Genomic DNA, 22,863 nt, shown 5'->3' on the forward strand with positions numbered 1-22,863 from the left:
CCGGCTCTTCGGAGGGCCGGCTCTTCGGAGGGGCCGGCTCAGAGCCTGCTCATCGCCGCCGCCGCGAACAGCACGTCCCTGATCGCCTCGCGGTCGCTGTCCTGACCCGCCGCCGCGTCCTCCGGCGACACCCGCCCGGCCACCACCTGGCAGAACTCGACGGCGTCCAGCGCGACCTCGCCCACGGACAGCTCCGGACAGCCGACCGCCGCCGGGGAGTCCAGCGGGATGTACCAGTCGCCACCGCCGACGCCCTCCACCAGCAGACGCAGCGACCGGCCGGGCGAACCCGCCGCCACGAGCTGCCGTGCCGGGCCCGCCAGCCCCGCCCGGCGGCGCAGCGCGAGGGCGCCGGGCAGCAGCCGCGCGCCCAGGTCGATCATCGCGTGGAGATGGGGCCCGCTCGGCGGCTTGTACGGGTAGGTCACCGCCTCCGCGATGTCCGTGCCGTGGATCCAGCACTCGAAGGCCCGCTCCAGCAGGGCGTCACGCAGCGGAAGGGCGAACTCCCCGTACGTGACGGAGAGTTCGGCCACGCCCCGGCCGGCGAAGGAGACCGTACGGATCAGGGTGTGGTTCAGCTCCCGCCAGGGCTCGTGGAGCGCCCGGGTGGGCGGCGGAGTCGCCGCGCGCCAGAAGGCCTCCGTACGGTCGGTGGGGTCGGCCGGAGCGCTGTCGCCCAGCGGGTCGTCCAGCCCGAGGGCCGCCGCGACCACGCCGTCCACGGTCATGAGATGGCCCATGACCCCGGCAACCGTCGTCCTGCGGAAGGCCGCCCGCTCGTGCTGGAACCACTGGAGCCGTACGGGCGCGTGCCAGTCCTGGGTGCCGATGTCGCGGAGCAGCGCGTCGAGCCGGGCGGTCTCCGCGTCGTACGGAGCGGCCCAGCCGGGCACCGGGACGCGGGCGGGGCGCCGGCCGAGGCAGTCCTCCAGCACCCGGGAGCGCAGCAGCGGGTCGAGGTCCAGATTCCCCTCGGCGTGCAGCAGTCCGACGGCGTCGCGCAGCCGCAGCGCCTCCTCCGCGCAGGGCGCGCACTCGGTGAGATGGTCCTCGACCAGCCCGGTCTCGGCGGCCGAGCAGGCGGAGAGCGCCCAGGCGCCGAGGAGCGACTTCAGGACCTTGTGGCTGAGCCGGGGTATGCCGGGCGCGGGTGCCCGCTCGGACTCCCGTACGCCCTCCGCCTCCGCCTCGGGTCCCGCTTCCGCTTCCGGCGGGTCCAGGTCGTCGCCCGCCGCTCTCGGGCCGGGTATCCGGAGGTAGGGCGTCGGTTCGCCCGGGTCGCGGTCGTCGCGGGAGCCGCCGTCCAGCGGGCCCGTCACCGGGAGCGCCCGTGGTCCGGCGGCGGGAGACCGTCCCCGGACCGGCTGTTGGCCGTGGAGAGCAGTTGCAGGCCCAGCCGCAGCCGGCGCCGCGCCTCGTCCTCCGTGACGCCCAGGTCCTCCGCCGTCTGACGGCAGTCCCGGCGCTGGAAGTACGCCAGCTCCAACGCGCTGAGCAGGGGCTTCGGCATCGACCTGACGATGTAGTCCGCGCGGGCCGCCGCCGAGGCCCGGCGTATCTTCTGCTCCATCTCCTCCGTGGTGCCCTCGCCGCTCGCCTCGAACGCCCGGCGCTCCGTCTCGCGGAGCCGCCGCACGGCGAGATCCTGTGTGACATTCGCCACCCAGGAGCGCAGGGAGCCCTGCCGGGGGTCGTAGGTGTCCGGGTTCTCCCAGAGGTGGCCGAAGACATCGCGGGTGACGCGGTCCGCCGAGGCGTCGTCGTCCAGTACCCGGTGGGCGAGGCCGTGCACCAGGGACGCGTACCGGTCGTACAGCTCACCGAGCGCGGCCGCTTCGCCCCGCGCGAGCCGCTGTTGCATCCTGCGGTCCCAGCGGGGCGGTGAGTTCTTCGCCATCCGACCCCCAGCCCTGTTCTTCCGGCCCTCTCATGATGCCGAAGCCGACCCCCCGACGTCTCGTCGAATGTAATGGGCACCACCGACAGCGCACGCCCCTTTGAGGTAAGTGCGCCCCGTACGCCGACCAGCACATCCCCGTAGGCCGATCCGCGACGTTTCGCCCCCGGGTAAAAGGGCAGGGGCGATCAGGAAGCAATACTTCCGGATCGTCCCATCCGTCGAGGAGAAGGGCATCAAACGCGTGACGCTCAAGGTGAACGAGTCCGAGCAGGGCGCGTGGACCGTCCTGCACATCACCGGCGAGCTGGATCTCGTGACATCGCCGGAGGTCCGCCAGCGGGTCCACGACGCGGTGGCCGAGGGACAGCGGGAACTCGTGCTCGATCTCTCGCACGTCTTCTTCTGCGACTCCAGCGGTGTCGGCGTACTGATCGCCTCCCGCCGACTGCTCCACTCCTGTCGCGGCAACCTCCGTCTCATCCTGCCCGCACGGGGTTCGGAGGAGGGCTCGCACGTCAACCGCGTCCTCGCGGCGCTCGGCGTACGCCGTCTCTTCGACGTCTTCCCCGATGTGCCCAGCGCCGTCGACACCCAGGCGCAGCCGCTGTCGGCGTAGGGCCTCTCGTTTGGATCTTGCTGGGCTCGCGTGCCCTGGTGCCGCGCCTCGCGGCGTTGACGGCGGATACGGGGGCGCCGACGCTCACGCGTCGCCTCCCTCCTCCGCCTTGCGATCCACGGCACCAACGGGCCACATCAGCCGCTGACGCGGCGGGCGCTCCCTGATCCAGCCAGACCCAAACGAAAGACCCGAGCGGCCCGGCGCCGCTTCGCGCCCCCTTCGCGCCTGCTTCATCTGCGCTTTCCCCGTAGGCCTTCCGGGTAAGCGAACACACGGCGGTCCTCCGTCGTCGTACGCTCCCGGCATGGACAGCGCAGAATACGAGGGCAAGATCGCCTCCAGGTTCGCCGCATTCGACCAGGACGGCAGCGGTTACATCGACCGGGAGGACTTCAGCGGGGCCGCGGCGGCGCTGCTCGCCGAGTTCGGTACGACTGCCCGTTCCGACAGAGGCCAGGCGCTCTACAGCGGGGCCGAGGCGTTCTGGCAGGGGATGGCCGGGATCGCGGACGTGGACGGCGATCAGCGGGTCAGCCGCCAGGAGTTCGTCACGGGCGCGGTGAAGCGGCTGCGTGACAACCCGGAGCGGTTCGCGGAGATCGCCCGGCCGTTCCTGAGCGCCGCGATCGCGGTCGCGGGTGACGACGGCGCGGCGCCCGGCACCGGCCGCTCGGTGACCCCGGCTGCGGCCGAACGCGCGCTGCGGGTGCTGGGGGTCGAACCGGATGTGGCGGCGCGGGCGGCCGGCGAGCTGGACGCGGACGGCGACGGCAGGATCGGCGAGTCGGAGATCCTGAAGGGTTTCGCCGAGTACTACGTGACGCCGGAGCCCTGACCGGACCGGACACCAAGGGAGTTGACCGGCCCAGGACCGGAACGAACCGGTCCTGGGCCGATCCGTGTCCGGTTCCGACCATACGGAAAGCGTTGGCCTCAGCCCTCTGATGCGTCACCGTGCGTGGTGAGGGGGCGACCGGCGCGGTCGATACCGGGTTGTGTCCTTACGGTTCGCCGTCACACGCCGGAGTCACCGCCGGGCTCCGGTACGCTCCCTTGGGTGCGAGAGGTAGCGAGGCGCGAAGGGCGCGGTGCCGCCGGTACGGCGGCTCCCGCATCGCGCGTGTGCGCCGCTCGGGCGCCGCGTGTGCGCCGTGCGCGCCGGTGTTCGACTCCCCGCAACGTGCGTCGCACAGTATGCACCACGCCTACTCCTTCGCGCTGGAATATGCCCGAAGCGCTTGTTGCGGTGACTGTACGTCAACCATGCTGTCCCGTAAGGGAATCACGTTGGGTGATCTCGTCGAGGACCCTGTCGAGGCGCGAGGCGATGTGTCCGCCGGTTCGGATGGTGTGAGCGGTGCAGGTGCTTCAGGTTCAGTTGGAGATCGGGCCCGACCCCGCGGAGGTGGGGCGGGCGCGCAGATGGGCCAGATCCAGGCTCGTCGGTTCGGGCTTGGGGGATGACGAGCCGGTCGCGGAGACGCTGATCCTGCTCATCTCCGAGCTGGTCACGAACGCCGTGGTGCACACCGGCTGTCCGGCCGTGCTGCGGATGCTCTTCGGATCGGGCGCGGCGGAGGCGGGCACCGTACGGGTGGAGGTCGCCGACATCAGCGCCTGCCCGCCGCGCCCGCGCCATGCGGCGGGCGAGGACACCAACGGCCGCGGCCTGGAACTGGTCGACGGCCTCGCCGACCGCTGGGGATGGCAGCCGGAGGGCGCGGGCAAGCGGATCTGGTGCGAGGTCGACCGGGGCGCGCCGGGGTGCGCGGCGGACGGCCCCGACGAGCCCCCGGGCGCGACGGCGCGCACCACCGGCGCGGCGAGCGTGCCGGTGAGCGCGCCCGGGGCCGGATCCAAGGCAGGCGCCGGTGCCGCTTCCGCGAACGGCGCCGCTTCCGCGAACGGCTCCGGTGGCTACGGCACGACGACGGGGTACGGCTCCACGCCGCGCAAGCCGTCGTACGGCATCCCGCGCCCCGCCTGACGCGTGCCCGGGGCGCGCTCAGGGCGCGCCCGCCCGGAACGTACGCCGGTACACCGTCGGCGGGACGCCCAGCGCCGCCTGGAGATGCTGCCGCATCGACTGCGCCGTACCGAACCCGGCGTCCCGCGCCACCTGGTCGACCGACAGGTCCGTCGACTCCAGCAACTGACGGGCCCGTTCGATCCGCTGCCGCAGCAGCCACTGCCCGGGACTGACCCCCGCCTCCTCGCGGAACCGGCGGGTGAACGTCCGTACGGACATGGACTCCCGCTCGGCCATGTCCCGTAGCTGGATGGGCTCGTGGAGGCGCGTCAGGGCCCAGGCCCGCGCCGCGGTGGTGGTCGCCGCACGCGGCTCGGGGACGGGACGCCGGATGTACTGCGCCTGGCCGCCGTCCCGGTGCGGCGGGACGACCGTACGGCGCGCGACGTCGTTGGCGACCGCCGCGCCGTGGTCCCGGCGCACGATGTGCAGACACAGGTCGATCCCGGCGGCGACCCCGGCCGAGGTGAGCAGATCGCCGTCGTCGATGAAGAGCACGTCGGGGTCGACCGCGACACGCGGGAACAGCCGCTGGAAGCGGGCGGCGGAGGCCCAGTGGGTGGTGGCGGGACGCCCGTCGAGAAGACCGGCGGCGGCCAGGACGAAGCCGCCGGTGCAGATCGACACCAGCCGGGCGCCGGGCCGGATACGGGCGAGGGCGGCGGCCAGCTCCTCGGTGAGAACACCCTTCTCGTAGACGGGACCGAGTTCGTGCGAGGCCGGTACGACGACGGTGTCGGCGGTGGCCAGCGCCTCGGAGCCGTGCTCCACCAGGATCGCGAAGTCCGCGTCGGTGGGGACGGGCCCCGGCGCCCCGGCCGTACAGGTCACCACCTCGTAGAGCCGCTCCTTCGCGGCGCCGCGGGCGCGGCCGAAGATCCGCTGCGGGATGCCCAGCTCGAAGGGGATCACCCCGGGGAGGGTGAGCACGACGACCCGGTGGGGGCGGTCGGCGCGGTGCGGCGGGCGGTGCGGTCGGCGGGCCATGGCCCGATCCTAGCGAAGGGTGTCCTCCGGGCCACTCGTACGACCGGGACCGGCGCCCGATGCTGGCTGACGTGACACAGCCAACGGATCTCTCCCCGAAGGACCCTCCCAGGGGCCTCTCGAAGGGCCTCTCGAAGGATCTTCCGAAGGGCCTCCCGCCCCTGGACGCCCCGCACGCCCCGCGCGCGCCCGGGCGGATCCACCGGGCGTGGTTCGTCGCCGCCGTCACCTTCGTGACGATCATCGGTGCCGCCGCCTTCGCCTCGCTCCCCGGTCTGCTGATCGAGCCCCTGCACACGGAGTTCGCCTGGTCGCGGGGGACGATCGGCTTCGCCGTCTCCGTCAACCTGGCGCTGTACGGGCTGACCGCGCCGTTCGCCGCCGCGCTGATGGACCGCTTCGGGATCCGGCGGGTCGTCGCCGTCGCGCTGACCCTGATCTCGGTCGGCGCGGTGCTCACGGTCTGGATGACCGCGGCCTGGCAACTGGTGATGTACTGGGGCGTTCTGGTCGGTCTGGGCAGCGGTTCGATGGCGCTGGCCTTCGCCGCCACGGTGACGAACCGCTGGTTTGTGGCCCGGCGCGGTCTGGTGACCGGCGTGCTGACGGCCGCGGGCGCCTCCGGGCAGTTGGTCTTCCTGCCGCTGCTGTCCTGGCTGGTCGAGTCCCACGGCTGGCGCCCGGCCGCCGTCACGGTCTCGCTGACCGCACTCGCGGTCGTCCCGTTCGTCTGGCTGCTGCTGCGCGACCACCCGGCGGACGTGGGCCTCTCCTCCTACGGGGCCCCGGAGTTCACCCCGAAACCCGCACCCGTACGGGGCGCGGCCCGGCGGGCGCTGACCGTGCTCGCCTCGGCGGTGCGCACGGGGCCGTTCTGGCTGCTCGCCGGTACGTTCGCGATCTGCGGCGCCTCGACCAACGGCCTGGTCAAGACCCACTTCGTACCGGCGGCGCACGACCACGGCATGCCCATCACGGCCGCCGCCTCGCTGCTCGCGGTGATCGGTGTCTTCGACGTCGTCGGCACCATCGCCTCCGGCTGGTTCACCGACCGCTACGAGGCGCGCCGTCTGCTCGCCGTCTACTACGCGCTGCGCGGTGTCTCGCTGCTCTTCCTGCCGATGCTGCTGGCGCCGACCGTCCACCCGCCGATGGTCTTCTTCATCGTGTTCTACGGTCTGGACTGGGTCGCCACGGTCCCCCCGACGCTCGCCCTGTGCCGTGAGCACTACGGCGAGGACAGTGCGATCGTCTTCGGCTGGGTCCTCGCCTCGCACCAGGTCGGCGCGGCGGCCGTGGCCTTCGCGGGCGGTGTGGCGCGAGACGTCTTCGGTTCGTACGACGTGATCTGGTACGCCTCGGGCGCCCTGTGCGCGGTGGCGGCGCTGATGGCGCTGGTGATCAGACGCCGGCCGGCGGTGGCGTAGCGGCCGTCGCCCGGGGCCCGCCCGCGCGGGTCCTGCCGCGGGTCCGGCGGGCGACCGCCTTCGCGATGCGGTGCGCGTCGAGCGCCATCTCGCGGAAGTTGCCGCTGATGGGGTTGGTGAAGCCGGTGAAGTACAGGCCGGGCGCCTGCTTCGGGGTCCTGCGGCCGCGGGTCACGGGGCGCCCCCGGGCGTCCAGGACGCCCAGATGGCCCACCAGGCCCTCCAGCGCGCGGTGGTAGCCGGTGGCGGCGATGACGGCCTCGGGGGTGACGCGCGAGCCGTCCGCCAGGACGGCCTCGTTCCCCTCGAAGGAGTCCACCGCCGCCACCGGCTCGACTCTCCCTCTTCGTACCGCCTTGATCAGCCCCACGTCCTGCACGGGGATCGCGCCCTGGCGGGCCCGTGTGTAGAGCCCCGTGTCCGGGCGCGGCAGCCCCTTCGCGGACAGGTCGGGGAGCGCGATCCGGCACAGGAGCGCGGCTCCCGCGTCGACCAGCCGGGTCGGCAGCCTGCGGACCAGGATCCCGGTCATCTGCGAGGGCCAGCCGAGCGTGGAGCGGCGCAGGATGTGGGGGACGGTCCTGATGGCGAGGCGTACCCGAGCCGCGCCGCCCTCGGCGAGGTCGACGGCTATCTCCGCGCCCGTGTTGCCGACGCCGACGACCAGGACGTCCTTCCCGGCGTACGGCGCGGGGTCGCGGTACGCGGCGGCGTGCAGCACCGTCCCGCCCGCCTCCTCGTACGCCGCCAGGCCCGGCCAGGAGGGCAGCCGGGGCGTGTGGTTGAAGCCGGTGGCCACGACGACCGCGCTTCCGGTCAGCTCCCGGCCGCCCGTGGCGCGCAGCAGCCAGCCGGTGGAGTCGGGGGTGCGGTCGATGCGGGTGACCTCCACTCCGGTGACGATCTCCAGGCCGTGGTGGACCGCGTACTTCTCCAGGTAGCGCACCACATCGGCGCGGGCCGGCCAACGCCCGAAGGAGCGCGGCATCTTGAGCCCCGGCAGTCCGGAGCGGGCGCGCGTGGTGTGCAGCCGCAGCCGTTCGTAGTGGCCGCGCCAGGACGCCCCGACGGCGCCCGACTTCTCCAGTACGACGGCCCGTACCCCCTGTTGACGCAGGGCGGCGGCGGCAGCGAGCCCGCCCGGGCCCCCTCCGATGACGTACACGGGACGGTCGTCGGTGAGGTCGAAATCGGCACACATGAAAGCTGAGCGTAAGGCCCCGGACACGTGTTGGGGTCCGGTCAAGGAGGAAACCGGTTGCGAATCGGTCACGCCCGGCGCGGCGGTGCCGGGCGGCGGGAGCACCGGTTCACGGCCACAGCAGCTCCCGTACCCACGCGCCGTCCCGCCGGTAGCGCAGCCGTACGTGACGGCGCCGCTCCTCGCCCTGGAAGAACTCCACCTCGTCCGGGACGAGGATGTACGCCGTCCAGGTGGGCGCCTCGGCGACCGGGTCGCGGCGGGCCCGCTCCCAGGCCGTGCGGCTGGCCTCCGCCAGCTCCTCGGGGGAGCCGAGGACGTCGCTCTGCCGGCCCACCAGGGCGGCGGCCAGGGCGCCCGTCGAGCGGGCGTGGAGATCGGCGGCGGCGTCCGCCGGGGGCGTGGTCCGCACCGGGCCTCTGAGGCGTACGGCCCTGGCCTGCGCGGGCCAGTAGAAGCCGAGGGCGGCCTCGGGGCGGGCGGCGAGCTGGCGGCCCTTGCGGCTGGTGGCGTGCGAGGCGAAGTGCCAGCCCCGCTCGTCCGCGTCGTGCAGCATCAGCGTCCGTACGTCCGGACGGCCCCGCTCGTCGGTGGTCGCGAGCGTCATCGTGTGCGGCTCGGGCTGGTGCGCGGCCACCGCCTGCGCGAACCACCGGTGGAACAGCGTCAGCGGGTCCCCGGGCGCCGTGGCCGGGTCGAAGGCGGGCAGCGGGGCGCCGCCCGTGTCCCAGACGCGCTGGGCGCGCAGCAGGGCGCGGAAGTCTTCCTGGGGGGTGCGGGTCGCGCCGTGGTCGTCCATGCGGTCCATTCAATCCCCGGTCCCGTCCCGGTCCCCGGTCCGGTCTTCGGAGCGGGTCGGGTGGTTCCCGCGCGTGTCCTGGTACGGGAACGCCGACAGGGGGCCGGTCGCGGACCCCTGTCGGCGTGACAGGACGGAGAGAGGGCACGCCCGTACCGTGCCCGCCGGCCAGTGCGCCGGATCGTTTCGGCGCGTTACTTCGTGGGCTTCTTGCCGGTCATGCCGAGATGGACCAACAGGGCCAGGTTCGGCTTGAGTTCGGTCTGCTTCACGCCCCAGCTCTGGAAGCCCTTCTGGTGCGAGGCCACCGAGGCGAGCATGACCACCAGCGAACCGGCCACCGCCGCCGGGCTGACGTCCTTGTCGACGCGTCCCTTGGACTGGAGCTCCGTCACCGACTCCGTCAGGGAACTGGTCACCGAGTTGAGGATCTTGAGACGGATCTTGTTGAACCGCTTGTCGCCCTCGGCCGCGCCGAGGTCGACCACACGGAGGATCGCGTCGTGTTTGCGCCAGAAATCGAGGAACCCCTCGACAAGCTCTTCCGACGTCTGCCACCCGGCCTTGCCGACCCAGGAGCGGCCGGAGACCAGACCGGTCAACCCGGTGCCCTCCTTGGCCATTTCCTCGGCGATTTCGAGGACGGCGCCCTCGACGTCCGGGAAGTACTGGTAGAAGGTCGCGGGTGAAGTGCCCGCTTTACGGGCGACGTCGATGACTTTGACGTCCCGGTACGGCGAGGATCTGAGCATCTCGCCGAGGCAGTCGAGCAGCTTCTGCCGCGTCGCCTGTCCGCGTCGACCAGCCACGCGGCCGTCGACGGTGCGCACTTGTCCTGTCATGTCGTCAGCTTACCGAGGGGTGATCCGAGCGCGATTTGGCCGACTGCAAATGGGGAACCGGCCATCTCCCGCACGGGGGCGCGGGGCCTGCGACACGGGCGATCCACCGGATTAGTGTTATCAACAGCCTGTGGACAACATCGGTGGATAACTCGGGGTGGTGACGGCTTCACCCTGGGACAATGAACCAATTGTTCGATTTCTTCGGCTTGCGTTTCCGGCCAACCCGCATGAGCTTTGCTGTGACGGGCGCCACACGCCGGTGCCGTACGCAGTGGTGCACAGGGAAGGATCCGGTCCATGGCCGCATTCGCGGAGTCCACGCCGTGCTGGGTGGACGTGTCGCTCCCCGACCTGGAGGCGGGCAAGCGCTTCTACGGGGAGCTGTTCGGCTGGACCTTCGGCCGGGGCGCCGGCGGGGAGTACGGGAAGGCCGGCGGGGAGTACGGGGGGTACGGGAAGTACGCGACGGCGTTCAGCGACGGGAAGCGGGTCGCGGGGCTGGCCGCCAAGCGGGACGGCAGGATGCCCACCGCCTGGGGCGTCTACTTCGCCACCGCCGACGCCGTCGCGCTCAGCAGGCGGATCGTCGCGGCGGGCGGCCGGATGGTCCGGGAGCCGGTGGCGGTGGGGCGGTCCGGCGTCCTGGCCCAGGCGGCGGACCCGGCCGGCGCCGTCTTCGGACTCTGGCAGGCGGGTGACGACGCGGGGTTCGAGAAGAAGGGCCTGCCGGGCTCCTTCTGCTGGACCGAGGTCTACACCAGGGACAAGGAGCGGGTGGACCCCTTCTACGAGGGCGTCTTCGGCTTCCGGGGCACGGACGTTCCCGGCGGGGACTCCGCCGTCGACTTCCGGATGTGGTCCCCGGCGGGCGCGGCCCCGGGTGCGGCGGGCGCCATCGGCGGGCGCAGCGTGATCACGGACGCCTTCCCGGCCGAGCTGCCGGGCCACTTCCTGAGCTACTTCGCCGTGGCCGACTGCGACCGGGCCGCGGGCACGGCGGTCCGGCTGGGCGGCCGGATCACGGCGCCGCCCTTCCGTATCGCGTCCGGCCGGATGGCCGTCCTCGTGGACGACCAGGGCGCGTCCTTCGCGGTCCTGGAGGAGAGCGGAGACGCGCCGGGGAGCGGAAAGGTCACGCCGGGGGCGGAAGAAGCGGAAGACTCGGAGCGGGCGCCGGACCGGAAAGCGCCGGAGCCGCCTCTGACGGAATCGGCCCCGGAATCCGTATCGGAGTCCGAGCCGGGCAGAAAACGGTGGCGGGGCTGGAAACGGACCGGCGAGAAGCGGACGGCGGGACTTCGGCCCGCACAACGGGGGAGAATCCCCGGTGGGCGGGCATACGGGACACACAGGTGTCCGGATCGGGACGAGACACCCCGATCCGCCCCCGGGTTCGCAACCGCCGCCTCCGGCAGGAAGAATCAGGGGGCACGGGGCCGTACCTTTGTGGCCCGAACGGGGAGGTGGCAGGCAAGTGGAGCAGCTGACGCAGCACGACCCGAGGCGTATCGGCCCTTTCGAGGTGCTGGGGCGGCTCGGGGCCGGCGGCATGGGGCTGGTCTATCTCGCCCGTTCGGCGTCCGGCCGCCGCGTGGCGATCAAGACCGTGCGTACGGAACTGGCCGAGGACCAGCTCTTCCGGGTCCGGTTCACCCGTGAGGTGGAGGCCGCCCGCGCCGTCAGCGGCTTCTACACGGCCGCCGTCGTGGACGCCGACCCGCGGGCCGCGGTGCCCTGGCTGGCCACGGCGTACGTGCCCGCTCCCTCGCTGGAGGAAATAGTGAACGAGTGCGGTCCGATGCCGGCCCAGGCGGTGCGCTGGCTCGCCGCCGGGATCGCGGAGGCCCTTCAGTCGATCCACGGGGCCGGCCTCGTCCACCGCGACCTGAAACCGTCGAACGTGCTGGTGGTCGAGGACGGCCCCCGCGTCATCGACTTCGGAATCGCCTCCGGCGCCTCCAACACCCGGCTGACCATGACGAACGTCGCGGTCGGCACCCCCGCCTACATGTCGCCGGAACAGGCCCGTGACTCGCGCAGCGTCACCGGCGCCAGCGACATCTTCTCCCTCGGCTCCACCCTGGTCTTCGCCGCCACCGGCCACGCCCCCTTCCACGGGGCCAACCCGGTAGAGACGGTCTTCATGCTGCTGCGCGAGGGCCCGGACCTGGCCGGACTGCCGGACGAGCTGAGACCCCTCATCGAGTCCTGCATGCAGTTGGACGCCGGGCTGCGGCCCTCGCCCGCCGACCTCCAGGCGCAGCTCGCACCCCATCTCTTCGCCTCGGGCGGTGACGACAGCGGTACGGCGTCGGCCTGGCTGCCGGACTCCGCCACCGCGATGATCGAGCGCCGCCGTAACGGAGGCCGGGTCACCGCCACCGCGCGCCCCGCGGCCCCGGCCGTACCGCCGCAGCCCCCGCACCAGCCGCCGCGGCCCGCGCAGGCGCCCGACTGGGACGCCGCGTGGCGCCCCGACGGCGGCGGCCCGGGAAGCGGCGGCGGCGGACCCGCCGGCGTGCACGCGGGCGGCCAGGGCGCCCGTCACGGCGGACACCCCGCCGCCCGGCCCGCCGCGATGGCCGCCGCCGCGCCCCCGGCCAGCCCGGTCCAGCTCCCGGGCGCGCCCGTCCCGATCGGCCCGGGGCCGCGCGTCGGGGACGCGCACGGCGTCGCGGACGCCGGCCCCGCCACCGGCTGGATCCGCCCGCCCGCCGGGCTGAACGGAGCGGACCTCTCGCACGGCGCCGCGCCGCACCCGCCCGTACCGCCGCTGCCCGCGCCCACCCAGCCGCCCGACGCGGCGGCCGAGGCGCAGCGCTGGCGGCCCTGGCGGTTCCGGATGTCCAACGACGTCTGGGGGACACCGGTCGTCGACGGGGACCTGCTCTACGTCACGTCCTTCGAGGTGCACGCGCTCGACGTGGGCAGCGGGCGCCGCCAGTTCAAGACCCGGGACGTGGCCTGGGCGATGGCGGTGTCCGGCGGCCGTATCCACGCCTCGGACGGGCCGACGCTCTACGCGCTCGACAGCACGACCGGCGCGGAGCGCTGGCGGCTCCAGACCACCTCATGGGTGTACTCCCTCAAGGTCGACCGCGGCACGGTCGTCACCGGCACGCGCGGCGGCGGCGTCCAGGCGTGGGAGGCGTCCAACGGCGAGCGGCTGTGGGAGATCGCGGGCGCCCAGACGGACTTCGAGACCCCGGAGTCGGGCCCCACGATCCACGACGGCACGGTCTTCGTGTGGAAGGACGCCCGGCTCCAGGCGCTGGACGCGCGCTCGGGCACCGAGCTGTGGTCGTACCCCATCGGAGACGCGGCCTCCTGCGGCGGCGTACCGGTACGGGTCACCCCCGCCTCCGACGGCCATCTGTACGTGTCGGCGGGCACCCGGGTGCTCTGCGTCGACCTGGTCACCGGCCATGTCCGCTGGCACTTCGAGGCGCCCGCCGTCTTCCTCTCCCCGCCCGCCTTCGCACCGGGCCCGGCCGTCACGGGCGGCGGTGTCTACCTCGCCGACTACCTGGGCACGGTGTACGCGCTCGACGCGGCCACCGGCAAGGACCGCTGGCGCATCGCCACGGAGTCCCGCCAGTCGATCGAACCGGCCCTGGTCGCCGACGGCAACGTCCATGTCGGCAGCGGCAGCGCGCTGTACACCCTGGACGCGGTCACCGGCACGCCCAAGTGGCGTTTCGCGGCGGGCGGCGAGGTCATCGGCGCCCCGGTCGTCGCCGACGGGCGGCTGCACTTCGGCTCGGCCGACCACGCGCTCTACACGCTGGACGCGAGCGGCGGCCAGCTCCGCTGGAAGCTGGCGACGGGCGGCGAGATCACCGGGTCGCCGGTGGCGCGGCGCGGCGTGGTGTACGCGTGCAGCAAGGACCGCTGCGTGTACGCGCTGGACGCGGTCAAGGGCACGGCGACGGGCCGCGGTTCGCGGCCCTAGCGGTACGGGGCGTCAGCGGTACGGGTCGTCGGGACGGGCGGTGCGGCCGGTGTCGGGGGCGCCGTTCTCCTCGTACCACCGGCCGGTGACGGGCAGGGACTGCGTATCGCCGTCGCGCGGGTCCTGGCCCTGGGGCCCGTACCCCTGGGGCCCGTATCCCTGCGGCTGCCCGTACTCCTGCTGCCCGTAGGCCTGCGGTTCGTACTGCCGGGGGTCGTACGGCTGCGGCTCGTACGGCTGGGGCTCGTACGGCTGTTCGCGGTCCCGGCGCCTGGCGCGTCCGCGGCCGGACATCAGGACCGAGGCCAGCAGCAGCGCCACCCCGCCGCCCGCCGTGTACGCGACGCCGACGCCCAGCCCTGAGCCGTTTCCGCTGATGGTGAGGGAGCCCGCGGCCTGTCCCTGACGCACCATCCACAGCACGGTGAAGCCGAGGACGATCACCCCGGCCAGCGCCACCAGCGGACGTGAGCGCGTCACCACCCCGACCAGGGTGACCAGGGCGGCGAAGGCGAAGGGCAGCAGGAGCGAGGTGAAGATCCCGGCCCCGTTCCCGGTGACGCCGTCGAAGAGGTCCGCGACGCGGTAGTCGCGCCCGATCCTCCCGTCGTACCAGGCACGGAACGGCCCGAAGACAGCCGCGGCGGCCCCGGCGAGAGCGAGGATCGAACCGAAGATGTTGCGGACCATCGCCCGGCCTCCTTGGCTGTGCGGAACCCTGCTCCAGATGCCGACGCTACGCCGGGTGCCTGGCCCGCGCCATGCGGCGCCTGCGGCTGTCCGTACCCGCTGCTAAGGTGTCGCGCGCACTTTGACAGGTTCATGGGCTTCTCGGCGGTGCTGAGGAGTGATACGTGTCCAACGGGGGAGTGACTCGGCTTTGATGCGTCGACGTCTGAAGTTCGCGGCCGTACTGGTCGTGGTGGTACTGGCACTGACGGGGTTCTCGTCGGCCAAGTCAGGCAAGGGGGGAAGCGGCAAGGGGAAGTCGAGCAGCAGCGGTGGCAGCAGCAGCGGCGGCGGCTGCTCGAACTCGAAGAAGAGCAACGGGTCGTCGGGGTACGACTCCGGCTCGCGCTACAACTCCCAGGACGACTACGACGACGAGCACGGCTCGTCCGGCGGCACCTACGACGACCCGACCCCGACGTCCGTCGCCACGGCGACCACGGGCGGCGTCGAGGCGCGGATCGTCACCTGCGTCCAGAAGGGGAAGGGCAAGCGCAAGGCCGTCACGTACGCGACCGTGCGGGTGGAGACCGGGGCCGGGGTGACCGACCGCTACGACATCGACGTGACGTTCGCGGACGCCACCGGCCGGGTCGTCGACTCCGGTGAGACGGAGATCGACCTGGAGAGCGGCGAGACGACGACGGTCAAGGTGGCCATGGACAGCCCGCGCCAGGTGGCACGCGTGAAGAAGTGCACGGTGAGCACGGCGCTCGACACCTGACCCGCAGGAAATGAACGGCGGAGAGGGCCGAGCGCGATGCTCGGCCCTCTCCGCGTCGGTCGTGGTGCGTCGGTCGGCCGCGGATCAGGTGACGTGGACGTCCTGGGTTTCGACGGTGACATGCTGGTCCTGGGGATGGTCGGTGACGTGGTGGTCACCGGCGAGGGCCGGCGACGCCGCTGCCGCTCCCGCGGCGACGATCAGAGCGGCCGTGACCAGGATTCTCTTGGCAAGGGTTATTTCACGTGTCATGTCGAAATTCTTTCCGGTAGGCACTGCCGCAACCGTCGACGGCGCATCGGTAAGTGGTATCAGGGGTTCCGGCCCCTGACACGCCAGGGCCGCGGCGGCTCCCCCTCCGCGCCGCCGCGGCCGATACCCCCGTCGAAGAGGCTTGATCAGGCAGGCTCGCTCGTGACGTGCGTGTCCTGCGTGGTGAGGTCTCCGCCGGTGACATGCGTGTCCAGCGGCTTCGGCGTGGTGTCCGGCTCGCCGGTGACGTGCGTGTCGCCCTGCGGCTTGACGATCTGCTCGGTCTTCTTCTCGCTCATGGCTGAACTCCCTCGTGTAGAGCGATCTGGTGGGGCATGAGGCCCGTCCGGCCGTTCCCCCGAATAGCCGGACGGGCGTCTCAAGGCCGCCCACCCTAGGGGTTCGGCCTCACATCGATCCGTCTGCCCCCCGACGCAACGGATTCGACGTGGACGACAATGCCGTGTACCGCTAAACGATTGATGAACGCGCAGGCCAGCCCGGAACGCGCAGGCGCTGACGCGGCGGTTACGCGGCCGCGGAGGAGGTGATGAGGGTGTGCACCTCTGTCGCCTCGGGAGAATCCAGTTCCTCGAAGATGCCCAGCGCCTCCTGCCAGCAGACCTGGGCGCGCCCCGTCTGTCCTATGCCGTTCAGGGCCCGGCCGAGCGCGGTCAGCACCTGGGCGCGCCGCCACTCCCCGCCGATACCGCGCAGCACGATCAGCGCCATCTCCGCGTTGGACGCGGCCGGTGCGGGGCGCCTGCCCGCCAGATCGACCTCGGCGAGACGGAAGAGCGTCATCCCCTCCCAAAGCCGCTGCCGGCTGTCCCGGAAGGTCTCCAGGGCGTCCGAGAGCTGCTGGGCCGCGTCGGAGAGATGGCCGCTCTTGGTGAGGGCGAGGGCGAGCGCGTAGCGGGCGTTCGCGGCGCGCAGGGCGTTGCCCATCCGCTCGTAGATACGGATGCCCTCCTTGGCCAGGGCGACCGCGCTGGCCGTACGCCCCATCGAGAGATGCGCACGGGAGAGATTGCAGAGCGCGGACGCCTCGCCGGGCGCGTTGCCGCCGGCCCGGAAGTCCTCGATAGCACGCCTCAGATGGACCTCGGCGTCCTCGTTCCGGTTCTGGTAGATGGCGATGGCGCCCCGGAGGTTGCTCACCCAGCAGACGGTCAGTGCGTCGCCCGTGCGCTCCGCCGGCGTCATGGCCTGCCGGGTCTCCTCGTCGGCCTGGTCGAACCGGCCCGTGACCAGGTGCACGTTGCTCAGGGCGATCAGCGCCCGGCCCTCGGCCCGGTCGTCGCCGAGGGCGCGTGCCGCGTCCAGTACGGTCCGCGCCGTGGCCTCGTACTCCTTGGCGTTGGCGCCCGACTCGCCGAGGTCCAGCGACGCCCAGAGCAGGTCCACCGCCCGGCGCAGCGTGCCCGTGCGCGGCCCGGTGCCGGTGCCTGTGTCCGCGTCTGTGCCCGCGCCTGATCCGGCGCCCGTTCCGGTTCGGGAGCCGTCGGCCGACTGGCGTACGCACGCCAGCAGGCAGTTGGCCTCCGCGTACAGCCAGTCCTGCGCGTGGTGCCGGTCGGTGAACGACAGGCCCGCGTACGACGCCGGTTCCAGATGGTCGACCAGCCGGTCGCCGGGGCGCTCCAGCGCGTACACCCGCGCCGATGTCGTCAGGTAGAAGTCCAGCAGCCGCGAGAGCGCGGACCGCCGCTCGGTGGGGCCCTGTTCGTCGCGCTCGGCGCAGGCACGCGCGTAGAGCCGTACGAGATCGTGGTAGCGGTAGCGGCCCGGTGCGGCCGACTCCAGCAGGGACGTGTCGACCAGCGACTCCAGCAGGTCCTCCGCCTCCCGCTGGTCCAGGTCGAGCAGCGCGGCGGCGCCCGCCAGCGAGATGTCGGGGCCGTCGGCCAGACCGAGCAGCCGGAACGCCCGCGCCTGCGCGTCGTCCAGCGCGCCGTAACCCAGTTCGAAGGTGGCGGCGACCGCGAGATCGCCCGCCTGCAACTCGTCCAGCCTGCGCCGCTCGTCGGCGAGCTTCGCCGCGAGGACCGAGACCGTCCAGGTGCGGCGGGACGCGAGGCGGGAGGCCGCGATCCGGATGGCCAGGGGGAGGAAGCCGCACGCGGCGACCACGTCGAGCGCCGCCTCGCGCTCCGCCGCGACCCGCTCGGGACCGACGATGCGGGTGAAGAGCTGGAGCGCCTCCTCCGGCGACATCACATCGAGGTCCACGAGGTGCGCGCCGACCAGGTCCACCAGCCGGGCCCGGCTGGTGATCAGCGCCGCGCATCCGGTCGTACCGGGCAGCAGCGGCCGGATCTGCGCGGAGTCCCGGGCGTTGTCCAGCAGGACCAGGACGCGCCGGCCGTCGAGCGCCGAGCGGTAGAGCGCGGAGCGCTCGGCGAGCGAGTCGGGGATCTCGGAGTCAGGGGTGCCGAGCGCCCGCAGGAACGAGCCCAGTACGGCCTCCGGCTCCGCGACCCGTGTCCCGGCGCCCTGGAGGTCCACGTACAACTGGCCGTCGGGGAAGTGCGTACGCGCCGCGTGCGCGACATGCACCGCGAGTGTGGTCTTGCCGACGCCGCCGATCCCGGCGAGCGCGGACACCGCCATGACGGAACCCTCGGCGGTGGCCAGCCGGTTGCCCAGCTCCCGTACGAAGGCGTCGCGGCCCGTGAAGTCCGGTACGGTCGCGGGGAGTTGGGCGGGGCGCGGCAGGGAGTGCACCGGCTCCGGCTCCTCCGGCGGGCGCGCCAGGTCCTCGTCCGCCTGGAGGATGCGGCGCTGGAGGTCGGCGAGTTCGGGCCGGGGGTCCACGCCCAGCTCGTCGGCGAGCAGCCGGCGCGTGTCCGCGTACACGGCGAGCGCCTCCGCCTGCCGGCCGCTCCGGTAGAGCGCCACCATCAGCAGCTCGCGCAGCCGTTCGCGCAGCGGATGCGCGGCGGTCAGGGCGGTCAGCTCGGAGACGGCCTCCGTGTGGGCGCCGACCTCCAGATCGAGGTCGAGCAGGTCCTCGGTGAGCTGGAGGCGCCACTCCTCCAGCCGGGTGCGCTGCGTCTCGGCGTACGGTCCCGGCACGGAGGCCAGCGTCTCGCCGTCCCACAGGTTCAGCGACTTGCTGATGAGGGAACGCGCCTGGCCCCGGTCGCCGGCGGCGCGCGCCTTGTCCGCGTGGGCGGCCAGCTCCTGCGCCACATTGAGGTCGAGGGCGTCGGGATCGGTCCGCAGCGCGTAGCCGCCGGACTCGCTGACCAGCACGCCAGGGGCGAGGACCTTGCGCAGGCGGGAGGCGTACGTACGGACGGCGGCCAGGGCCTGCGAGGGCGGTTCGTCGCCCCAGAGCCCGTCGATGAGTTCGGCGGCGGTGGCGGTACGGCCCTCGCGCAGGAGGAGCGAGGCGAGCAGGGCGCGCTGCTGCGGCGACCCGGGGGGCAGCGCTTCGCCACCGCGCCAGGCGCGTACGGGGCCGAGCACGCTGAAGCGCAGGTGGGCGGATGCGTTGAGGGTGCCGGGCACGGTGCTGTCGGCCTTGCCGCTGAGCACCTTGTCCTCGATCATCTTGCTGTTGATCGCCCCGGCGCCGTTGCGGGCGCTGTGGGAGGCGCCGTTGGCGGTGCCCTTGGTCGCGCTGGTCCTGTCCCTGTCGCTCGGCGCGGCCGGAGTCCACTGCTCCGGTACACGTGGCCCGCCGTCGAGGCCCATAGCTCCCCCTGCCCGCCGCTCACCGGTATCGCCCCGCACAGTCTGCCTTGTCGGGGGGCTGTGCGTCAGCAGCGAGTATGGCTCTGCACAAGCCCTCGACAGGTTCAGGACCGTATGTGGCCCAAGCGCTACGGGGCGAACGAGGGGGCGGAGTGGTCCCGACCGCCTCCCTCCTCGTCTCTCTACCCCTTCCCCCTCCGCCGACCCGTCCGAAACAGGCGGGAGGGCATCCACCGGCCTACTCCCCGAGGAACACCGGGTTCGTGAACGCCGCCAGGGCCCCCGGCAGTCCGGTCACCTTCGGGGCGTGCCGTACCTCCGCGCGTACGTAGGCGGCGTACGAGGCGGTCGTACGCCACTCCACCGTGCCCGAGCCCGACTCCGGCAGCGCCGAGCTGTACAACGGCCCCTGGTCGGTGACGAAGTACGCGGCACAGCCCGGGGCGCCGGTCACCTCCAGGCGTACGGTCACCGGGGCGTCCGGGGCGACGCGCAGCCGGTCGCCGATGCCCGCGTGGAGCCCCCGGCCGCCCGCAGCGCCGAAGGCCAGCGAGACCGCCGCGGACTCGGCGACATAGCTGTGGCCCGCGCGGATCCCGGCGAGAACGGCGTCGCGGGAGAGATCGTCGGCGAGGACGACGGTCTGCGGGGTGCCGATCGGGTCCGGGTCGCGGTGGGCGTCGCTGTTCCCCATGGCGGGGGTCCACTTGCGCCCCGTACCACCGGAACGTACCGACGCCACCAGCGAGTTGTCCCACTCGGCGAGGGAGATCTCGTCGTCCGGCGTGAAGGCGCCGTTCCAGACCTCCACCGCGTCGGCGTCCGCGAAGCCGAACTTCCAGTTGCAGCCGATGCAGGTGCCGTGCGGATGGGCGGGGACGACGAGGCCGCCCGCGCGGGAGATCTCGCGGGCGAAGCGCCCGAAGCGGTTGTCGCGGGCACGGTAGCGCCAGTCGATGAACGTGCCGGGGTCCGTACCGAGCGCGAGCACATGGCCGTTGCGGGTGGTGACCTCCTCCCCGGTGAGGATCAGCAGGTCGTCGCCCCACAGCCCCTCCCAGGCGCGGTGCCCGGAGTACGTGTTGTGCTCACTGGAGTTGATGAAGTCGAGCCCGGCCGCGCGGGCGAGCGCGGCGATCTCGGCGGGGGTGCGCCGCCCGTCGGAGTGCACGGAGTGGATGTGGCAGTCGCCCCGGTACCAGGCCCGGCCGCGCCCCTTGGCCCGCTGGGGCGGGTGCACGGGGGGCGGGGTGGTGCCGGGGGCGCCGTAGGTGAGGGTGATGGTGATCTCGTACGGCAGTCCCTGCGGCGCCACGGTGTACGGGCCGAGCGCGAGGTGCCAGGTGCCGGCGCGGACCGGGCCCGGGATGTAGCCGGGGGTGGCCGCGTCGGCGCGTACGAAGAACTCGGTACGGGCCCCGCCGGACCAGCCCCGGAAGCCCTTGCCGCCCAGCTCCGTACCGCGCTCGTCGAAGAGGCCGATGTCGAGGGCGTTGCCCTGGGTGCCGGCCGGGACGGCGGGTCGCTCGTACGAGTAGGCGACATGGATCTCGTGGACGCCGCGCGGTACCTCGACGGGGAGATGGACGAAGTCGGGGGAGCCGGGCGGCAGGGTGCCACGGACGGTTCTGGTCCGGGTGTCACCGGCGCCCGGGCCTGTGGCGGAGGGATCGGGGGAGGCGGCGGAAGCGGCGTTCGCGAAGCTCACGGTACTCAACGTAAGCGCGGTGGCGGCTCCCGTCACCAGGAGACCGCGTCGACCGGGGGACTGGCTCATACCGGCTGCTCCAAGGGCGAGAGGGGGCGAGGAGGTCGAGAAGATCGAGAGGAGCGCGAGGGGGCGATGAGGTCGAGAGGGGCGAGATGTACCGCCACTCTCGTAGCCCGGGGTGAACCGGGGCGCAAGGTCATGCGGGCGGTGGATGGCGGGAAGACAGCGGACGGATGGCCCCGGTTCGGTTAGGCCCGCGCATGGGCCCACGGGCCCTGTCGCTGGGTCCGGGCGGGACATAGCCTTCGTCGTGCTCCGGGGGACTCGCAAGCCGGGGGAGCGAACAGCGCGACGTGCCGGGGCAACTGAAGGGCCGTCAGGTCCGACGCGAACCGAACGTGAGTGCAAGTCAATTCACTTACATAAAAGTTGGGTGAGTCACTTGTCCGGGCTCGGTCTCCAGTCGCACAGCGGAATCTCCGCGCGGTTCACCCGCGATCAGGGGAAGCGCGCACTGCCGCCCCCTCTCCGCGCCGCGCGCGTGCTGCTGCACGTGCTCTTCGGGCTCACGGTCGTGGGCGGGCTGGGGCTGGTCGCCGAGGCGGTGTCCACGGGCCTGATGACCCCCACGCTCTTCGGCCTCGCACTGTACGCGGCGGCGCCCGGGGTGCTGGCCTGGGTGCTCACCTGGCGTCTCCGCGAGGGCGCCAACCGGATCTGGGGCGGCCTGGTCGCCGTACAGGTGTGGCTGGTCTGCGGCGGGCTGTTCAACATCGCGACCGGTTCGGTGCGGGGCCTCAGCCAACTGGTGCTGCCGCTGGCGATCCTGGCGTTCCTGACCCGGCCCGGGAGCCGCACGTGGCTCGGGGTACCGCTCCCGGCGAAGACCCCCCGGGAGCTGTTCTCCCGCTTCTCCGTCTCGCGCGTCTTCTTCCGGCGGGGCGACCGGGCCCAGACGACCGTGGAGTACCTGGGGATGATCGCGGTCGTCTCGGCGATCATCCTGGCGATCGTCACCGGGGGCATTTCGAGCCGCCTGACCGGCGGACTCCAGGAGGCGGTCTGCAACCTCGCGGGTGAGTCGTGCGAGGCGTCGGGCGGAACGACGGGCGGAACCGGCGGGGGTTCGACGGGCGGTTCGACCGGCGGAACCAGCGGTGGCGCGAGTGGGGGCGCGAGTGGGGGCGCCACGGGTGGCTCGACGGGCGGCGAGGACAACGGTGGGACGACCACCGGCGGTACGGCCAACGGCGGCGGCGACAACGGGGGTGCCACCGGATCCGGGGGCGCGAACGGCGGCGCCAACGGCGGTGCGGACGGTGGTGATTCCGGCGGCGATTCAGGGGGAGCCAGCTCCGGGGGCACCGGTTCGGGAGGCAGCGGCTCCGGCGGTTCGGGGTCGGGGGGCTCGACCGGCGGTGCGGTCGGGGGCACGAACAGCGGTGGCCCTTCGTCCGGCGGCTCGACGGGAGGCGACAGCGGCGGGAACAACGGCGGAAGCACCGGCGGTGACGACGACAGCGGGGGCGCCGTCGGCGGTGCGGTCGGCGGCACGTCCGGTGGTACGTCCGGTGGGAACAGCGGTGGCGCCGACGGTGGTGCGAACTCCGGCGGTGCGAACGGCGGCTCGAACAACGGCGGTGCGAGCGGGGGCGCCAACGGCGGTGCGAACGGCGGCTCGAACAACGGCGGTGCGAACGGCGGGGACAGCGGCGGCGCCAACGGGGGATCGAACTCCGGTGGTGCCACCGGCGGCTCCGATTCGGGCGGCGCGACCGGCGGGGCGAGCGGTGGTTCGAGTTCGGGTGGTTCCAGTGGTGGCGCGAATGGCGGGTCCAGTTCGGGTGGGTCCAGTGGTGGTGCGAGCGGTGGTTCGAGTTCCGGTGGTTCCAGTTCGGGTGGGTCCAGTGGTGGTGCGAGCGGTGGTTCGAGTTCCGGTGGTTCCAGTTCGGGTGGGTCCAGTGGTGGTGCGAGCGGTGGTTC

17 protein-coding genes and 2 pseudogenes are annotated in these 22,863 nt (G+C 72.9%); 8 read left to right on the forward strand and 11 right to left on the reverse strand.

Going from position 1 to position 22,863, the window contains the following annotated elements; all coding sequences use genetic code 11:
• Window positions 1–38: 38 nt before the first annotated feature.
• Window positions 39–1,322, reverse strand: coding sequence for a maleylpyruvate isomerase N-terminal domain-containing protein (locus tag ACIQ7D_RS30470; protein ID WP_403943075.1), 1,284 nt, complete (start codon window positions 1,320–1,322; stop codon window positions 39–41).
• Entirely contained in the window at window positions 1,319–1,900 is a 582-nt protein-coding gene (locus ACIQ7D_RS30475) for a sigma-70 family RNA polymerase sigma factor (RefSeq protein ID WP_403943078.1), read from the reverse strand. The genes ACIQ7D_RS30470 and ACIQ7D_RS30475 overlap by 4 nt, the downstream gene beginning before the upstream one ends.
• A gap of 244 nt (window positions 1,901–2,144) precedes the next feature.
• Between ACIQ7D_RS30475 and ACIQ7D_RS30480 the strand changes: the two genes are divergently transcribed.
• The 3 genes from ACIQ7D_RS30480 (at window position 2,145) to ACIQ7D_RS30490 (ending at window position 4,509) form a co-directional block, all read left to right on the forward strand.
• Window positions 2,145–2,519 (forward strand): STAS domain-containing protein, encoded by a 375-nt coding sequence (locus tag ACIQ7D_RS30480; RefSeq protein WP_384922116.1) that lies wholly within the window; start codon window positions 2,145–2,147, stop codon window positions 2,517–2,519.
• A 307-nt stretch (window positions 2,520–2,826) separates the two neighbouring features.
• Complete coding sequence (locus tag ACIQ7D_RS30485) at window positions 2,827–3,357, forward strand: EF-hand domain-containing protein (protein ID WP_403943080.1); 531 nt, start codon at window positions 2,827–2,829, stop codon at window positions 3,355–3,357.
• Between the two features lie 522 nt (window positions 3,358–3,879).
• On the forward strand, window positions 3,880–4,509 hold the full coding sequence (locus ACIQ7D_RS30490; protein WP_403943082.1) for an ATP-binding protein: 630 nt from the start codon (window positions 3,880–3,882) through the stop codon (window positions 4,507–4,509).
• A gap of 18 nt (window positions 4,510–4,527) precedes the next feature.
• On the opposite strand, the gene ACIQ7D_RS30495 is transcribed toward ACIQ7D_RS30490, so the two are convergent.
• Complete coding sequence (locus tag ACIQ7D_RS30495) at window positions 4,528–5,538, reverse strand: GlxA family transcriptional regulator (RefSeq protein WP_403943085.1); 1,011 nt, start codon at window positions 5,536–5,538, stop codon at window positions 4,528–4,530.
• A gap of 161 nt (window positions 5,539–5,699) precedes the next feature.
• On the opposite strand from ACIQ7D_RS30495, the gene ACIQ7D_RS30500 reads away from it, so the two are divergent.
• Window positions 5,700–6,965 (forward strand): MFS transporter, encoded by a 1,266-nt coding sequence (locus ACIQ7D_RS30500; protein ID WP_403943215.1) that lies wholly within the window; start codon window positions 5,700–5,702, stop codon window positions 6,963–6,965.
• On the opposite strand, the gene ACIQ7D_RS30505 is transcribed toward ACIQ7D_RS30500, so the two are convergent.
• The 3 genes from ACIQ7D_RS30505 to ACIQ7D_RS30515 all read right to left on the reverse strand — a co-directional run bounded on the left by ACIQ7D_RS30505 (window position 6,940) and on the right by ACIQ7D_RS30515 (window position 9,807).
• Entirely contained in the window at window positions 6,940–8,166 is a 1,227-nt protein-coding gene (locus tag ACIQ7D_RS30505) for a flavin-containing monooxygenase (protein ID WP_403943087.1), read from the reverse strand. The two genes, ACIQ7D_RS30500 and ACIQ7D_RS30505, sit on opposite strands and share 26 nt — an antisense overlap.
• Window positions 8,167–8,275: 109 nt before the next feature.
• Window positions 8,276–8,965, reverse strand: a complete 690-nt coding sequence (locus tag ACIQ7D_RS30510; protein WP_403943089.1) for a pyridoxal 5'-phosphate synthase — start codon at window positions 8,963–8,965, stop codon at window positions 8,276–8,278.
• Window positions 8,966–9,159: 194 nt separating this feature from the next.
• On the reverse strand, window positions 9,160–9,807 hold the full coding sequence (locus ACIQ7D_RS30515) for a TetR family transcriptional regulator (RefSeq protein ID WP_403943091.1): 648 nt from the start codon (window positions 9,805–9,807) through the stop codon (window positions 9,160–9,162).
• A 300-nt stretch (window positions 9,808–10,107) separates the two neighbouring features.
• Between ACIQ7D_RS30515 and ACIQ7D_RS30520 the strand changes: the two are divergent.
• Both ACIQ7D_RS30520 and ACIQ7D_RS30525 read left to right on the forward strand, forming a co-directional pair.
• Window positions 10,108–10,929, forward strand: a pseudogene (locus ACIQ7D_RS30520) (VOC family protein); the annotation flags it as partial.
• Between the two features lie 355 nt (window positions 10,930–11,284).
• Window positions 11,285–13,762: a PQQ-binding-like beta-propeller repeat protein gene (locus ACIQ7D_RS30525; RefSeq protein ID WP_403943094.1), complete on the forward strand. Its 2,478-nt coding sequence runs from the start codon at window positions 11,285–11,287 to the stop codon at window positions 13,760–13,762.
• Window positions 13,763–13,774: 12 nt separating this feature from the next.
• On the opposite strand, the gene ACIQ7D_RS30530 is transcribed toward ACIQ7D_RS30525, so the two are convergent.
• A complete protein-coding gene (locus ACIQ7D_RS30530) occupies window positions 13,775–14,452 on the reverse strand; it encodes a hypothetical protein (protein WP_403943096.1) in 678 nt (225 codons plus the stop codon).
• Window positions 14,453–14,645: 193 nt separating this feature from the next.
• Between ACIQ7D_RS30530 and ACIQ7D_RS30535 the strand changes: the two genes are divergently transcribed.
• Window positions 14,646–15,215, forward strand: a complete 570-nt coding sequence (locus tag ACIQ7D_RS30535; protein ID WP_403943098.1) for a hypothetical protein — start codon at window positions 14,646–14,648, stop codon at window positions 15,213–15,215.
• An 84-nt stretch (window positions 15,216–15,299) separates the two neighbouring features.
• On the opposite strand, the gene ACIQ7D_RS30540 is transcribed toward ACIQ7D_RS30535, so the two are convergent.
• The 4 genes from ACIQ7D_RS30540 to ACIQ7D_RS30555 all read right to left on the reverse strand — a co-directional run bounded on the left by ACIQ7D_RS30540 (window position 15,300) and on the right by ACIQ7D_RS30555 (window position 20,946).
• Window positions 15,300–15,467: a hypothetical protein gene (locus tag ACIQ7D_RS30540; RefSeq protein WP_403943100.1), complete on the reverse strand. Its 168-nt coding sequence runs from the start codon at window positions 15,465–15,467 to the stop codon at window positions 15,300–15,302.
• 146 nt (window positions 15,468–15,613) lie between these two features.
• Window positions 15,614–15,766: a hypothetical protein gene (locus tag ACIQ7D_RS30545; protein WP_403943102.1), complete on the reverse strand. Its 153-nt coding sequence runs from the start codon at window positions 15,764–15,766 to the stop codon at window positions 15,614–15,616.
• Window positions 15,767–15,995: 229 nt separating this feature from the next.
• On the reverse strand, window positions 15,996–19,169 hold the full coding sequence (locus ACIQ7D_RS30550) for an AfsR/SARP family transcriptional regulator (RefSeq protein ID WP_403943104.1): 3,174 nt from the start codon (window positions 19,167–19,169) through the stop codon (window positions 15,996–15,998).
• 238 nt (window positions 19,170–19,407) lie between these two features.
• Window positions 19,408–20,946, reverse strand: a complete 1,539-nt coding sequence (locus tag ACIQ7D_RS30555) for a CehA/McbA family metallohydrolase (protein WP_403943106.1) — start codon at window positions 20,944–20,946, stop codon at window positions 19,408–19,410.
• A 367-nt stretch (window positions 20,947–21,313) separates the two neighbouring features.
• On the opposite strand from ACIQ7D_RS30555, the pseudogene ACIQ7D_RS30560 reads away from it, so the two are divergent.
• Window positions 21,314–22,863 (forward strand): annotated as a pseudogene (locus ACIQ7D_RS30560) (hypothetical protein); the annotation flags it as partial.

Origin of the sequence: Streptomyces sp. NPDC096310 (assembly GCF_044763125.1) — a bacterium.
GTDB lineage: Bacteria > Actinomycetota > Actinomycetes > Streptomycetales > Streptomycetaceae > Streptomyces.